At 39.7% G+C, this 15,464-nt stretch carries 14 protein-coding genes; 4 read left to right on the top strand and 10 right to left on the bottom strand.

Annotated elements, in window-relative coordinates; translation table 11 throughout:
* Positions 1-100: 100 nt before the first annotated feature.
* A complete protein-coding gene (locus tag IQ226_RS08700) occupies positions 101-634 on the top strand; it encodes a hypothetical protein (RefSeq protein WP_228039326.1) in 534 nt (177 codons plus the stop codon).
* Here the strand turns inward: IQ226_RS08700 and IQ226_RS08695 are convergent.
* On the bottom strand, positions 631-1,761 hold the full coding sequence (locus IQ226_RS08695) for an extracellular solute-binding protein (protein ID WP_193894565.1): 1,131 nt from the start codon (positions 1,759-1,761) through the stop codon (positions 631-633). The genes IQ226_RS08700 and IQ226_RS08695 overlap by 4 nt on opposite strands.
* Before the next feature lie 184 nt (positions 1,762-1,945).
* On the opposite strand from IQ226_RS08695, the gene IQ226_RS08690 reads away from it, so the two are divergent.
* Positions 1,946-2,293, top strand: a complete 348-nt coding sequence (locus IQ226_RS08690; RefSeq protein WP_193894563.1) for a hypothetical protein — start codon at positions 1,946-1,948, stop codon at positions 2,291-2,293.
* On the opposite strand, the gene cobT is transcribed toward IQ226_RS08690, so the two are convergent.
* The 3 genes from cobT to IQ226_RS08675 form a co-directional block, all read right to left on the bottom strand.
* Positions 2,287-3,390 (bottom strand): nicotinate mononucleotide-dependent phosphoribosyltransferase CobT, encoded by a 1,104-nt coding sequence (cobT, locus tag IQ226_RS08685; protein ID WP_193894618.1) that lies wholly within the window; start codon positions 3,388-3,390, stop codon positions 2,287-2,289. The two genes, IQ226_RS08690 and cobT, sit on opposite strands and share 7 nt — an antisense overlap.
* A gap of 112 nt (positions 3,391-3,502) precedes the next feature.
* Entirely contained in the window at positions 3,503-4,213 is a 711-nt protein-coding gene (locus tag IQ226_RS08680) for a DUF2232 domain-containing protein (protein ID WP_193894561.1), read from the bottom strand.
* Between the two features lie 64 nt (positions 4,214-4,277).
* Complete coding sequence (locus IQ226_RS08675; RefSeq protein WP_193894559.1) at positions 4,278-4,976, bottom strand: Crp/Fnr family transcriptional regulator; 699 nt, start codon at positions 4,974-4,976, stop codon at positions 4,278-4,280.
* A 611-nt stretch (positions 4,977-5,587) separates the two neighbouring features.
* Between IQ226_RS08675 and IQ226_RS08670 the strand changes: the two genes are divergently transcribed.
* Positions 5,588-9,316: a hypothetical protein gene (locus IQ226_RS08670; RefSeq protein ID WP_193894557.1), complete on the top strand. Its 3,729-nt coding sequence runs from the start codon at positions 5,588-5,590 to the stop codon at positions 9,314-9,316.
* 269 nt (positions 9,317-9,585) lie between these two features.
* Here IQ226_RS08670 and IQ226_RS08665 read toward each other — a convergent pair whose 3' ends face one another.
* Both IQ226_RS08665 and apcB read right to left on the bottom strand, forming a co-directional pair.
* A complete protein-coding gene (locus IQ226_RS08665; RefSeq protein ID WP_193894556.1) occupies positions 9,586-9,837 on the bottom strand; it encodes a WG repeat-containing protein in 252 nt (83 codons plus the stop codon).
* Between the two features lie 225 nt (positions 9,838-10,062).
* Positions 10,063-10,572, bottom strand: a complete 510-nt coding sequence (gene apcB, locus IQ226_RS08660; RefSeq protein WP_193894555.1) for an allophycocyanin subunit beta — start codon at positions 10,570-10,572, stop codon at positions 10,063-10,065.
* 370 nt (positions 10,573-10,942) lie between these two features.
* Here apcB and glnA point away from each other — a divergent pair, with 370 nt between their 5' ends.
* The gene (glnA, locus tag IQ226_RS08655; RefSeq protein WP_193894554.1) at positions 10,943-12,358 is read left to right on the top strand and encodes a type I glutamate--ammonia ligase; all 1,416 of its coding nucleotides are present in this window, start codon (positions 10,943-10,945) and stop codon (positions 12,356-12,358) included.
* A gap of 68 nt (positions 12,359-12,426) precedes the next feature.
* Here glnA and IQ226_RS08650 read toward each other — a convergent pair whose 3' ends face one another.
* From IQ226_RS08650 to IQ226_RS08635, 4 genes are all read right to left on the bottom strand, one after another.
* A complete protein-coding gene (locus IQ226_RS08650; RefSeq protein ID WP_096669614.1) occupies positions 12,427-12,627 on the bottom strand; it encodes a hypothetical protein in 201 nt (66 codons plus the stop codon).
* Positions 12,628-13,020: 393 nt separating this feature from the next.
* The gene (locus tag IQ226_RS08645; RefSeq protein WP_193894552.1) at positions 13,021-14,067 is read right to left on the bottom strand and encodes a zinc-dependent dehydrogenase; all 1,047 of its coding nucleotides are present in this window, start codon (positions 14,065-14,067) and stop codon (positions 13,021-13,023) included.
* Between the two features lie 56 nt (positions 14,068-14,123).
* Complete coding sequence (locus tag IQ226_RS08640) at positions 14,124-14,975, bottom strand: PIN domain-containing protein (protein ID WP_193894549.1); 852 nt, start codon at positions 14,973-14,975, stop codon at positions 14,124-14,126.
* A 1-nt stretch (position 14,976) separates the two neighbouring features.
* Complete coding sequence (locus IQ226_RS08635; RefSeq protein ID WP_193894547.1) at positions 14,977-15,453, bottom strand: helix-turn-helix domain-containing protein; 477 nt, start codon at positions 15,451-15,453, stop codon at positions 14,977-14,979.
* Positions 15,454-15,464: the final 11 nt, after the last annotated feature.

Here is a 15,464-nt window from a genome sequence, read left to right as displayed (position 1 = left end):
CCACTGACTCCTACTCTTCAATAAAATTTTTATATTTCAATCAGGATTTTCTCGATTTAACTATGAACATTATGGGAAATAAATATAAAATATCAAAGCTATGACTAACAATAAGTTATTTCCCCGTAAAGAACCACTGTTATTATTAGCAATGGGGGTTTTTACGTCTTTGTTTTTACCCATTTTTCCATCAAAAGCAGAAAATATTTTTCTCCCATCTAATGCACCTTTGCAGTTATATCTACTTACCGAACCAAAGGATAATATCATCACAGCTAAAACTATTGATCCCCAAAAATTAACAGTTCCTAGTTTATGGTGGGCTAAGGAAAATTCAGAAAAACAACTTTTAGATAATTGGATAGTTTACCCACCTTCGCAAACAGAACCACCCCGTGCAGATTTAATTGTTAATCAGCAAATTTGGGGATTATTAGACTATTTTGGCAAGTATGTCTTTGTGAATCGGTTAGGTAGCCTAGCTAGTAAATATGGTTACAATATCCGAATTTTTAACTATCAAAAAGAACCTTTAGCAACTTACACCTGTAATTTTCCTCAAAGTCCTGCTTCCTGTCGGCTTCAGATGAATCATCAAAGTCAAGTCGGTTTCAGTTTTGCTTCGTCAAATTAGGATTGTTTGATCTTCATAAATAAATCTTCGTACTCTTTCACCACTGCTGAAGGGAAAGGCAGTAAAAATTCACTTTTGGCAAAAGTTTCTGAATCAGTTAATAATAAGTTCTGTAACTGCTTCTGAATATCCCCATTAACCATAGTCTTGTCAATGGGAGAATTGCTTTTAGTGAGTAGGGCAATTTGTTTAGATGTATTGGGTTGTAAACAAAAATCTAGCCATTGATATGCTAAACTGTCATTATTAACACCTGTGGGACTTACCCATAAATCAGCCCAAATTGCTGTTCCTGATTTGGGGACAACTGCGGCAAATTTTGGATAACGACTGATGATGGGGATAATATCATCAGACCAACCAACTGCTAACCAAGTGTCTCCAATGATTAATGGTTCTAGATAATTTTTAGAATCATAGAATTTCACTTGTTGATTTAATATTTTTAATTCCGTTTCTAAGGCAGAAATTTGATTAATGTTGTCTGTATTATAGGATTTTCCTAATTTCTTCAAAACTAAACCAATGACTTCTCTGGGATGATTTAGTAAAGAAATGCGATTTTGCAATTCACTCCGCCATAAATCACTCCAATCTGTTGGTGTCCAACCCAATTGTTGAAACTTTTCTTGATTATAAATAATTACTGTGTTTCCCCACCGATAAGGAACGCCCCAAATTTTATCCTCTTGGTCATGCTTAATTATCTGTTGCCACTTTTGATTGAGGTTAACTAGATTTTTGATATTTGCTGTTGCTAATGGTTGAATTAATTTTTGATCAATTGCTGCTTGTAACCAATAATCTCCCAATGTGATTAAATTGGCAGTTGGTGATTTTTGATTTTGATTGAAAGGTAAATAACGAGTCCATTCTTGCTGATGATTAGTTGGTGGTTGCTGCCAAGTTTGTAATAATTTAAATAAATCCTCAAGCTGATTAATGGGAGTAAATTTTAACTTTCCCCCTTGAGTTACGGTTTTCCGAAACTGATTAACTACCTGACCAGGGATAGAATTTTTTAATAATTGGACATTTAAGAGTGGTTGCTGGTTTGTTCCGCAGCCGGCGATCGCCTGAGAAAGCGCTAGAATACTTGTGCCTAATAGAAAAGATCGTCTATCCATAGTTTTATCTCTATAATCACGGTTGATAATTATCAGTTTAACTAATGAATATGCTTGATTTCTATAAAAACTCCAGCATCCCATGAGTAAAAAAGCCATGAAAAGTTAAATGATCCATAAGTATAGCTAGAATCGCCAGTAAAGTGAATAACATAGAGAAAATATTTTTTGGTGCAGGTATTAAATGGAATCATTAGAAAAACAAATTCTTACCTTAAGTCAGAAGGTTAGTGCTGTCTATGAAGTGATTGAAAGGCTTGATATGCGGCTATCTCAAGCTTTATCCGATTCATCTTTGCGGCAATTACCAGCCATAGAACATTATTTGGAAAAAAAGCCGCCAGTCAATGAGTTAAAAGAATTGAAGCATAAGGATATTTTGCTTGATGGTGTTCCCGAAATGAATTATCACACTACAGATAAACACATAACACCAGAAATTCAAATTCAACGCTTAACAACACAGTTAACTGCCGCATATCATCGGATTGCCGCCTTAGAAGAGCAGTTACTCAGACAAAGAGTTTATTGATAGGTGCTAAGTTGCTCAAGTTGGGCTTCAATGGCTGCTAATAGTTGATGTTGTTGCCAATTTCCACTTAAAGCAGCAGCAATACAAGCCGCACCAGCACCAACACCTTCTTTAACAAAACCCCGTTCATAAGCTTGAAGTTGGGGATATCGGGAATTAGCAAAACTCAATTGTGTGGCTAACAAGGGGGGAATGCTATTTTTATTTAAACTTTGGGCTAGGTCAATGGTTGCACCGGTGGAGTCTTCTGCTACCCAACGGGTTGTACCAATGACAATTTCTGCGGGTTGCCAAGATAGGTTATATTTGTGAGCGATCGCTTGAATTAAAGCATAAACTGCTAACATTTGCGTCCCTCCACCTAATAATACCCCACAACTTCGACTCGCAGCGATCGCCATTCCTGCTACTACCACCTGCATAGGATCACCTACCGCCGCTACTAATGCTAAAGGATCAACGGACGGAGGAGTTTTTGCCAATCCAGTCTGCACCAAATCCCATTTTTGCCCATGATTACACACAGGATGGCTACTATTAACTTTGCCAGCAGCATCAATCCCCAAACCAGTTAAAATTGCCAAAGCCGTTGTTGTGCCACCGACAACGCACTCACTCAAAATTAAATACCCATCATAATTTAACTGAGAACTTAATTGATTACCCCAAGCTAATCCTTCCGCTAGTAAATGTTTCACAGTATTTAAATCTATCGCCGCACCCCCACTTAAACACCTCGCCGGCGCACCACCCAAATCAATTAATGGTACAGGTGGAATATGTAGTAATCCCGCATTAAACAAGTAAACAGGGATATTTAAATCAGCCACCACCGCCCGCGAAATCAGCACAGGAGAAGCCCCCGAAGTCAAAGGTGGCAGAGGGTACTTAGGTTGATATTCAGCACCGTAATAGAGAAATTCCGCATCAGCACAAGCCGTATATCGGCGATCATCGGGAGTCAACCCAGCCGCAGAAATCCCCGGAATCAACCCAGTTTCTGTAAATCCTAAAACACAGGCAAATATCGGTAATTTACCCCGATAACGATTGAGCCATACTTCGCCCTGAGTAACTTGGGTATAAATATTAATCATATAGCAGGGAATAGGGAATTGGTAATTGGTGAAAACTATTCTTCTTCCTCCTGAACTCCTGATAGCGCAGCGTGGCGTTAGCCATACTCCTGAACTCCTGACTCCGAAATCCTTACTCATAATCCATCAACACCTGCACCCAACGAGGTGGACGGGGGATGGGATTACCTAAACGGTCTAAAAGTAACCAAGCCGTAAGATGAACTATAAACAAGTAAATAAAATTATTGAGAAGAATCAGAGCGATCGCTCCTAATTGAATTAATAGTAAATTGGGAGTCATTAACAATTCCAACTTTAAAAAAATCCATTCAATAATTTCCGTCACCTGAGTAATCACATAAACCCACAAATCTTCCCCCGATAGCACCGACAAAAACCACAGGCGAAAAAACACCCCCAGCGTCCCCAACAGCGTCCCTAAAGCAATAGAAACAATCCATGGTACACGACGATACCAAGTCGCCCCTAACAGCACACCCATCAAGGCGAATGGCATGACAAATAATAGACTCCGAACCGGACCCATCAACACAGACAACAACAACCCAGAAGTTACCGCTGCCATCCAAGCTGCCCGTTTACCCCAACGTAAATAAACCAAAGCAATAGGAATAGGAAAAAACACCCGCAATACTGGACCCAAAGGAAAATAAAAATTAATAAACCAAATTAAACTCGCCGTACTGGCTAAAAAAGCCGTTTCCACCATCCTTAAGGTACTTTCAACCTTCAGTGGTTGGTACTGTAATCGCGGCTGGGAAAGAGATTCAGGAGATGAATCTTGCCCTGGTTCTTCTGGTAGGGAATCAACGATACTCATGCCAAATAACTAAAATCAACTACCCCATCTTACTTTGTTGAAGATGGGGTTTCTACCCCCTTCCTTAAACTATAGTTTTTTCCAAAGCTGACCAATCTGGAATACGAATTCTATCTTGATCCCTCATAATCAAACCCTTTTTTTCTAGCTTTGTCAGCACTCTTGTCACAGTTTCCCGTGCCAATCCACTTAAACTACTTAACTCCCGGTGCGGTAAATTAGGAATTTCCGTGCCGGCATTCTCTTGTTTTCCTTGTCCCTCTGCCAAAAATAGCAACGTATCCGCCACCCGTGACTGACTATCCGATTCCCGAAGACGTAATCTTCTATTAACCTGTCGCAACCTTTTAGCCATTAATTGAGCCAATCTCACCCCGGCTAAAGGTTCTGTTTGCAGCAAATTCACAAAATCTTGAGCAGGTATACTCGCAATCGTCGTCGCCGCCAGAGTAATAACATCAGTAGAACGGGGAACTTCATCTAGCGCTGCCATTTCCCCAAATAATTCCCCTTTACCAATAATATTTAGCGTTACCTCTTTCCCATCTAAATTATACGTACGGATTTTTATCCATCCATTTACGATAAAGTATACAGAGTTACCCCAGTCATTTTCTAATAAAATTACTTGGTTGGCTGGATGGGTACGAGTAACAAGATGAGTTAGAGCCTTTTCTATGCCCAGTTCTGACAAGCCTTGAAAAAATGGCGCTGTAATCATCCATGTATGAGATGTGTTATTTGTATTATATCGCTCTTCCATCAGGGCATTTTGATTATTAAAGTTGCTATCATCACAACACTAAGACTGTTATTACCTGAGTTCGGTGTTAGGAGTTCCTCCTTCGGAGACGCTACGCGAACGAAGTTATAATTTTTTCAACGAGATCATAAGGGTTTGAGACTCATGGCGAGTTTTCCACAAATTATCTTATGTCGAACTCAGGTGAGTAAAGGAATTATCTCCTAAAGCGTTGCTCATGTCTAGCATGAAAGTGACCGTATCCCTACCGTACTCAGCCCTCGACCAAGGATGTTTCTATCTGCGTTTTCCTCTCTGTATAGGGTTTGCTGAATAAACCTAAAATCCAGACCCTTTTTTCGGGGATTGTTGTCACCGTTGTGGTAAATACTGATTGACAATATTGACTAATATAGACGTATTATTTGATTTTCGTGTATCCTGAAAACATTTTTGAACCAAACAAAAATTTCTGTATTCCTTCCCCGTTCCCTGTTCCCTATAATTTATTTTGCACGACTACTTAACATAATTAGCCCTAGAAGTGTCAGTGACAAATTTTAATCATGGAAACTTCTGTAATTGTCAGTCCCTTACAAATCAACGTACATTTTTAACTAAGGTAATTTAACGTGACTTACCATACTGATGAAATTCACCAACTAATTGCAGATATTGATCACTTACTGTCTCATAGTGCCAAAGGTATTTCTAAGTTCCTTTCTAACCAGAGACAACAGGAAAAAGAGGTTTTGCAACGAGTACGGAGCTTTTTAGTGCAATTGGAGGAGGATGAAGTATCAAAGAATGATGTCCTACCGGAAACCACTAAATCATCTGCCACACCAGCATTTTCATCTCTGTTGACACAATTTAACCAACAGAATCTCCCATCTGTTTTAGAGTCTTCTGGACACCCGCCAGAGACAATTAGTAGTGAAACAGCACAAACCAGAGAACAAATAACGGCTTTGCTTCAGCCATTGCAAGCGGAATTATCCAGGCTATTGGCGGAAAGAGCAGATTTGCTTCAGGAAATTAGACAACTAGAGCAAAAGCGACTACAAAACTCTTTGTTAAGCCAGCAGTTAGCTGACCAAGAGGGAATGATTTCTGATTTTTTAGAGGTCCTCATGGGTCGTTTAGTACCACACCTAAAATCCAATTCTGGGTTGATACTTAATGCTAATGTCCAGAATCTAGACGCAATTACTTCTGGTATTCAACCTATTTTAGAATCAGCAGAACGAGTAGAACAGTTAGCAAATTTAGCCCGGAATTTAGATCAGCGGTTACTGTCTCTGGATGGAACTGTTAATAGTATTTTTGAAGCCCTAGAACGTAATATTAACGCCTATTATCATTCCCTATCCCAGGCATTAGCTAAAATGCACGACCAGGGGATACAGGGTGAACAATTGATGGCAAATTTCCTCAATAATTTGACGCAATATTTACAACAGCAAGTTTTGATTAATGAGTCTGCTATTTCCTCAGTTGTCAATCCTCAAATAGTATCGGCATCACTATCATTAGCTGAATCTTCGGTTGTTGAGGAATCAAAAACTTCAGAAGATATATCTCTAGAAAGTTCTGGGGCGGAAATATTGCCAATTAATCTAGCTACAGAGTTGTTAGAGAATCAATCACAGTCGGCCAAAGATTTACAGTTAACAAATACTGATGAAGTAGATGAACTTTATGCGAGTTTCTTTAATACTGAAATTTCCTCATCGTTAAATTTCTCATTTTCTCCCGATCTGACATTTAGGAAATATGAAAATTTAGCCATTGCTTCTGAAGATATCAGTAATGATTTATCAGTGCTGGAAATTAACGGTTCAACAGTTTCTAGTATAGCTGACAGTGCTGTGTTAGCAGAACCAAAAGACGATGATAAAAACTACGAGCCGCAAACAATAATTTCTCCCGCTCCTACAGAAGTTAAAGTCCCACTTTCACCCGAAGAAAAAGAAATAGTAGAGCAAATTCAAAAAGAACCCGATCCTGTTGATACAATCACAGTTTTAACTGATTTGTTGGTGGATACTGGTAATGAAATAGTACCGTTAGAATTTATCAATCAATTAGATAATGCAGACAGAGAAACAGAAAATCAGCAATTAGCATTGAGTAACTTTGTTGCTGCTTCTGCTGAGGAAAATTTGCTGTCTGTGTTAGATAATGATGTTTCAGAAATACCAGAAATTGTTTTAGATGCCAAGCAGTTGCAACAATTAGACCAAGATCTAGCTACTTTTGATCAGCAATTAAATTATGCGGGAGAATCTATAACTAAGTTAGATGCTACGAGTCAAGTTGATAGTGTAAATATAGTTTCTGATCAGGAAGTAGATTTAAGTTTAACAACTCAGACAAATGTAGAGGGTGAACCAGAATATTTTACCCAATCTCCACTAACTGAGGGGCAATTTCCAACTACCAATAATCAAACATCAATTCACCATGAAGAAGAGAAAGAGCTTATTCCTGGTGATACTTTGGAGGCCACTTGGTATTTAGGAATTGATATTGGGACAACGGGAATTTCTGCGGCTTTATTAAATCGCTCTCAATTGATAGTTTATCCAATTTATTGGTCAGCCGAAAGTCAAGTTGATGGTTCTAATTTTCAGCAATCATTCCGGTTACCCGCAGAAGTTTATTTACCTACTAATTCAGGTTCTCATCAGGGGAAAAGTGGAGAATCAGATTTTTCCCCTCATCTTTATTCAGCACAGTTAAAGCCTTATTTGCAAATAGCAGTTCCCTATCAGCAAGAACGGCAAAAATGGGAGCCGATGTTGCAATTGAACGAGTTTTCTGCAGGTCCGTTAATTTGGGTGGTGCGATCGCTCTCTAAGTTATTATCAACTCTCAGGTCTAGTCAAACTAGTACCACACCGGCGTTAATTGCTAATGCTGTGGGTATGAGTACAGCAGCCTTTTCAGGAATAATTAAGAATATCGCTGGTGTGATCTGTACTTGTCCTTCCAGTTGGACTGAACAATATCGTTTTAATGTGCGGGAAGCGATTGTCACCAGTGAACTGGTCTCTCATCCCCAACAAATCTTGTTTGTCGAAGAAGCGATCGCCAGTTTGCTGCCAGAATTAGACAGTGCCAATGGTCAATCTATCCAAATTAGCGAAAATCAAGGTTTACGCCCTTTAAAAACCAGCGATTATCCCCTATTAGGTAACACTTTAGCCATTAATATTGGCGCAACTCAAGTAGAAATGACCTTGGTAGATATACCAGCAAATTTAGAAAAATTGACACACAAAGACTTCATACTGCACAATTTTCCCTACTCTGGCAAAGGCATTGAACAGGACATTATTTGTCAATTACTGCTACCTCCAAAATCTCGCCAACCCCGTCAACCCGGACAATCTCACCCTGAACCAACCAACACAAATCCTTGGCACTGGCAACCCTCGATTCCTGGTTTAGACCAAATGCAATTTTCTGATTTGGGTTTAGAAGCCTTATCATTACCCAAAGTCGGTGAACCAGACACAGAAGCACGAATTCGTCTTCAACAGCGCCTAGAAAGTTCCCTCCTGGGACAAGCTTTATTAGACGCAGCCTTGGCGTTGAAACTAATTTTACAGCACCAAGAAACCTTTACCCTAGAATTTGCCGACCAACGTTGGGTACTGCAGCGTCGAGACCTGGAAAGTCAAGTCTTTGTGCCCTTTGTCCGTCGTCTCAATCGAGAACTTAACAAGTTACTAGTAGTTCGTGGTATTCCCACCGAAGCCATTAATCAAGCTGTCCTCAGCGGTGGTGTGGCTTCCGTTGGCACAATTAACCGTTGGTTACGGCAAAAACTGCCTAATGCCAAAATTATTCAAGACTTATACCTGGGTGAAAACGGCACTCCTAATTGTAGTCGCGTAGCATTAGGTTTGACTATGTTACCTTTGCATCCCCAAGTTTTAGACATACCTAAACAACAATACACAGATTATTTCCTGTTTTCTGAACTGCTAAAACTATTACCTAACCGTTCTTTATCCTTTGGTGAAGTCTTACAGCTATTTGAAAGTCGTGGTATCAATACCCGCATCTGTCAACAGCGATTATTAGCTTTCTTAGAAGGTGAACTACCACCAGGCTTAATTCCTGCCACTTCAGATCACCTTTGGCTGACCCATCACTCCCAGGAAAACCTCGATTATAAAGCGATTGATGCCCTGAAAATAGGCATAAACTCTCCACCACTATTTGAAAAACAAGGCAATCTTTCCTATCGTCCCAATCTTCAACAAGTCCAGTTATTACTACGTCATTTAGCTACCATTAAATCCAGTACCGTACAATCACTAGAAGAACCATATAGTTACCTACTTTAATCACCAAAAAGATGATTCAATCTTGTGGGATGGGCATCTTGCCCGTCCTGGTAAAGTAACAGGCTATTTTGATTCAACTTTTGAAAATGTATTAATAACAACAATATCTCTAGTGTCAAATACTGCTGTTCACTCAAATGCTTTCGGAAAATTGTTTGATATGATTGTGGTAAAATTTTTTGCTTCGGGGGCTTCTTTGTCCCTATTTTTTTACTCCCTTATTTTCTCAAATTATTGCCACATCTCATCTTCAACCGCCTTGTCACCCGTTAAGAAAATTTTCCTACTTTATCAAACTGAGGTTCAATAACCAACTGTGCAGCCTGGTTGACATATCCATATCCCTTACCGCTAAAATTGATGGGGTATAAGTTTTCAGTCTTGGTTTCATATCCCTTTTGCAACATACTCATGGGATATGATTTTTCAGTTTTAGATATTTGGACTATATGAAAAGCGATCGCACCTACCAATGCCAGCAATAATAGAATCAGCAGCCAAGACCTTTTCTGAAACACCATTAGTATATGTTCTCCTCAGCATTGGTAGATGTAACAACCAAATTTATCTACTATCCAGTAATATACAATACATTACTCAAACAAACATCCTGTAAATCCTGATTCTGACAATTATTAAAAAAAATAAACGCACCTTGCCAAAAGAGTCAAAGTGCGATCATTATTTAGTCCGCGAAGGCGGACTTTGTTTGTGTAGCCGCGATTTCTAATCGCCAGGTCTATGAATTAAACATCAATCTCACTCAATTCACGAGTGATATAGTCAAAAGGCTCGTCAACAAAAGCAGTATTAGCAACACCAGCAGCCGCCACCTGTTCCTTAACGATACCCTTCATAATTTGGATACCTTGAACAGTTGAACCAATGGGTACACCCAAAGAATTGTAAGTTTCCCTAAGTCCTTGCAATACACGCTCATCAAGAACATTCATATTACCAGCCACTAGTGCATAGGTAGCATAGCGCAGGTAATAGTCCATATCCCGTAAACAAGCGGCAAAGCGACGAGTTGTGTAAGCATTACCACCAGGACGAATTAATTCTGGTAGTTCTTCAAATAACTTTGCACCGGCTTGTTTAACAATCGCGGCTGCATTGGAATTAATTGCGGCTGCGGCTTGGACTCTAGCTGTTCCACTATCAAAGTATGATTTGAGACTATCAATGGCATTCCGGTCAAAATAACGTCCGGTTAGGTCATAATTCTTAATTAAAGTTGTAACGGCATCACGCATTCTTGTTTCTCCCAATCATTTAGCTATTTATGGTTTGATATTAATTTGGTTGCTACTAAAGCACCCACAAAATTCCGTGCCAACTCACATAAAATAGTTACCGGCACAAAACTATCCATCTGCTATTTAAGGATTTTATGCCAAAGTTGACCCCTGAGCATGAATTTTCTGATTTGAGACAGATTAAGAAAGAAAGGTTAACATAACCTGTAATCCAGGCAATCTGTGACAAACATGACAAAATCATGTCAAGTTAACTATTTAGGATATTCCTGGTAGTGTGTGACAACTTGGGTTAGGATAACGGCTTGAGGTTGAGCAGACTTTAGGTTTATACTGGATAATTGGCTACATCAGGAGTAAAGTAAAAATGACAACCGCAAAAGAAATCTTGAAGAAGATTCAAGACGAGAAAATTCAGATGATTGATCTGAAATTCATTGATACATTGGGAACTTGGCAACATTTGACCATGTACCAAGACCAGATTGATGAAAGTTCATTCACTGATGGCGTGCCTTTCGATGGTTCTAGTATTCGGGGTTGGAAAGGTATCGAAGAATCTGACATGACAATGGTACTCGATCCCAATACTGCTTGGATTGACCCATTCATGAAAGAGCCAACTCTAAGTATTATTTGTAGTATTAAAGAACCCCGCACAGGCCAATGGTATAACCGTTGTCCCCGCGTTATTGCCCAAAAAGCCATAGATTACCTAGCTTCTACAGGACTTGGTGACACTGCTTTCTTTGGTCCTGAAGCTGAATTCTTCATCTTTGATGATGTCCGCTACGATCAAACCACCAACTCTGGTTACTACTACGTAGATTCCGTAGAAGGTCGTTGGAATACTGGGAGAGAAGAAGGTCCTAACCTGGGTTACAAAACCCGCGTTAAAGAAGGTTACTTCCCAGTTCCTCCCACTGACAGCTTTCAAGATATGCGGACAGAAATGCTGCTAATCATGAAAGATTGTGGCGTACCCATCGAAAAACAACACCATGAAGTTGCGACAGGTGGTCAGTGCGAACTTGGCTTTAGATTTGGTAAGTTAATCGAAGCTGCTGACTGGTTGATGACTTACAAGTATGTCATCAAAAACGTTGCTAGAAAATACGGCAAAACCGTCACCTTCATGCCCAAACCCATTTTTGGTGATAATGGTTCTGGTATGCACTGTCACCAATCCATTTGGAAAAATGGTCAGCCTCTATTTGCAGGTGACAAGTACGCTGGCATGAGCGAAATGGGACTTTACTACATCGGTGGTATTCTTAAACACGCTCCAGCATTGTTGGCAATCACCAACCCCACCACCAACTCCTACAAACGCCTCGTACCTGGTTATGAAGCACCTGTGAACTTGGCTTATTCCCAAGGTAATCGTTCTGCTTCTGTGCGGATTCCTCTTTCTGGAAATAACCCCAAAGCCAAGCGTTTAGAATTCCGTTGTCCAGACGCTACTTCTAATCCTTACTTGGCTTTTGCGGCAATGCTTTGCGCTGGTATTGATGGTATCAAAAACAAAATCCATCCTGGTGAACCCCTAGATAAGAATATCTATGAACTTTCTCCAGAGGAATTGTCTAAGATTCCTTCTACTCCTGGTTCTTTGGAGTTAGCTTTGGAAGCTTTGGAAAATGATCACGCTTTCTTGACTGAAAGTGGCGTTTTCTCTGAAGACTTTATCCAAAATTGGATTGATTATAAGGTTGCTAACGAAGTTAAGCAAATGCAATTGCGTCCACATCCTTATGAATTCTTCCTATATTACGATTGCTAATTGCAACAGGTACTAAAGCTAAATCTAGCAATTCTTTAGCCACCCTCTGGGGTGGCTTTCTTTGTCACTTAACTCATAGTTGCTTGGCTACGTCCATAAAGTGTCTGGGTAGCTGAATCCATTTTACCTTGAATGGGATTCCAATAGTGAGACATTCCTTCATGTAAACCAAGTTCTTGTGCAGCACGCATCAGCATGGACTGCTGACGGTTTTTAGCTTGCTGATGTTGACGCACCATCAATTGACGAGCTTTTTCTTGAATAGACATGACGCTACCTCCTCCATATTTATTTACTAAGAAATAACTTACTATTTCCCGCAATCGAATCATAACACAAAAATCTGTAACGTAAACTACAAAATTCAAAATATAGATGATTACATTTCCTCTATGCTGCTTGCATTTTCGATGAGAACATAAAAATCTGTAGCATAAACTACAAAATTAAGAAATGATATAAAACTTAATAAGTTCTTTCCCCCTCTCCCCTGCTCCATTACGGATAAATTAAAATTTTATAAGTTTCTGCCGTAGGGGCGTAGGCGCAGCCCGTCGTAGACATCGCTTGATCTACGGCTTGTGGTAAATCTTGTAGTTGTCAGAATCAGGATTTCCAGGATTTAAGGATTAACAGGATTAATCCCCAAATCCTAAATTGATTTACGGATAAATTAAAATTTTATAAGTTTCTGCCGTAGGAGCGATCGCTTGGTCTACGGCTTGTGATAAATCTTGGAGGGGATAGCGATCGCTAATTAAGGCTTTCACATCAATGCGGCGATTGAATACAATGTCCGCAGAAAGGCTTTGCAGACGGTAGGATGAGCTATAACTGCCCATTAAGTCTATTTCCCGACGGTAGAGAGTATTGGGGTTAATGGGGATGGTTAACTCGTCTGGGAACTCTGCAAAGAAGAGAATTTTTCCACCCTTGCGAGTACAGTCTAAAGCTTGAAAAAATGCTTTATCACTGGGAACAGCTAACAAGGTGACATCTACACCCATTCCCCCAGTTAAAGCTTGAATTTTGGCAGGTAAATCAGGATCACGGGCATCAAAAGCCGCTTCTGCACCTACTTCCAGAGCTTTTTCAATTCTAGATGGTAAGAGGTCGGTAGCGATCGCTGTTGCCCCAAAATGCTTCACCAACATCATAAACATTAACCCAATTGGACCTGCCCCAGTTACTAATACAGTTTGTCCCGGTGCAATTTGAGCTTTTTTAACAGCCTTTAAACAGCAATTAGTCGGTTCAACAAAACTCGCCTCCTCAAAACTGATATCATCAGGAATGGGAATTAAGCCACCATTCTCCACAATATGTCCTGGAACTTTCACATACTCCGCAAAACCGCCACCACTGGCGTTAAAACCTGCCGTAGTCGAGATATTTTTATAAACATCGCACATCGAGAAATTATCATTCAAGCAGTAAGCGCAACGCATACATGGTATATGGTGCATCACCGCTACCCGTTGTCCTACAGTCCATCCTTTAACCTGTGAACCAACAGCCGCAATAGTTCCAGCCGTTTCATGTCCAAATATGCGTGGCGGTTCATACAAAGGATAACGAATCTTTTTAATATCTGACTGACACAAACCCACAACCCGCACCTGTACCAGCACCTCATCTGCTTCTAGGGTAGGAACTGGGACTTCTTCGTAGGATAATTGATTTACGCCTCTAAATACTTGTGCTTTCACGTTAGTTTTCCACTATTCAACGTTACTAGATGTAACATTTTGTGGTCAACTTTAGGTTAGGTCGTTTGATCTTTCTGTCTTTTAGCTTCTTCTAATTGCTGCTTTAAACTTTGTTCAAAAATTTGGAATGCTTCAACATCTGCTGATGAAAGATATCCTCCGATTTCCCCATTCTCAAATCTGAGAATCTCACCACGATTGTCTTTAGCAGTAATTGTTAAAATTTCCCCTTTTTGCCAAAGGCTATATCGCTTACCTTCATAGTACCGCCCACCATCTGGTGCTACTTTACCTAGTTTATCTAATGTTTTTTTGGCACTTTGCACAATTTCGTCACCATAGAATTGGCAGCGAATAGTACGAGTAAATTTTGGTACTCTATTCTTTCTATTTAAATTAGTTGTTTCTAACTTGTCAATAATCTCAGGAACACTTTTTGGATCTTTAAGCTCATTAGACTGTTCCCAAATAATTTTAATCATTGTTCCTGGATTTTGCTCATCAAGGTACACCAGAAAATCATCCGCGTGCCAAGCTTCAATACCCCAAGGATCTAAAGCTTGTGTGGGAAAACCATCCATATCAACAGTAACGATGACTTTTGCATTAGCAACTATAGCAGCAGCAATAACATGATGATCCCTGGGATTGTTGGTCATTGCTGCTATTAACTGTGAAGGTACTTCCACCATCGCATCAGGAAAGTTTGTCTTGATTTGTTCTTGAAAGTATGCTGCTTGAGCATCAGTTTTCATTCTTCCATTTTTTATCAGGTTACGAGTAGCACCATCCAGAATTTCTTGTGAAAAATGAAGTTCGTATAATTCTGCCTCAGCAGCACGCATCAAAGTATCACATAAAGGCATAGGGTAGATGACACAGGAATCTAAAATTACAGAGAGTACCATTTTACTGATCTAATTCGCTACTCTCATCATCATAGAACCCTTCAGCTTCCAAAAACTGAGTAAATTGCTTAATTCCTTCCCTACGCTTAGTATCACGTTGTTCTTTATATTTCATCAAATCATCAAAACGGACACGGCGATGTGTTCCTACCCTAATACAAGGAATTTCACCCTGGTCTAATAACTTAATCAGGTAAGGACGGGAAACCTTGAGAATGTCTGCGGCTTTTTGTGTTGTTAGTTCTCTATCCTGAATAACTACAGATATTACTTTACCCGATGCCAGTGCATGAACAGCTTGATGTAAAATCTGATAAACCGATTCGGGAATGGGAATTTCTTGACCGTCTACTCCTACTAATTTTGGTTGAGAGCCTTCAAGCTGGAGTATACTTTCCAGATGTTTGATAGATGATTTTTCCGGTTCTTGAGCCATAACTGACTCTAAAGGAGGGTTTTGCTCAGTAATAGTCTTCATAATGAATATAT

The sequence above is a fragment of the Dolichospermum sp. LEGE 00240 genome (genome assembly GCF_015207875.1).
Taxonomy (GTDB): Bacteria; Cyanobacteriota; Cyanobacteriia; order Cyanobacteriales; family Nostocaceae; genus Dolichospermum; species Dolichospermum gracile.
The sequence above is the reverse complement of the archived record's forward strand: the minus strand, read 5'-3'. Positions and strand labels throughout refer to the sequence as shown.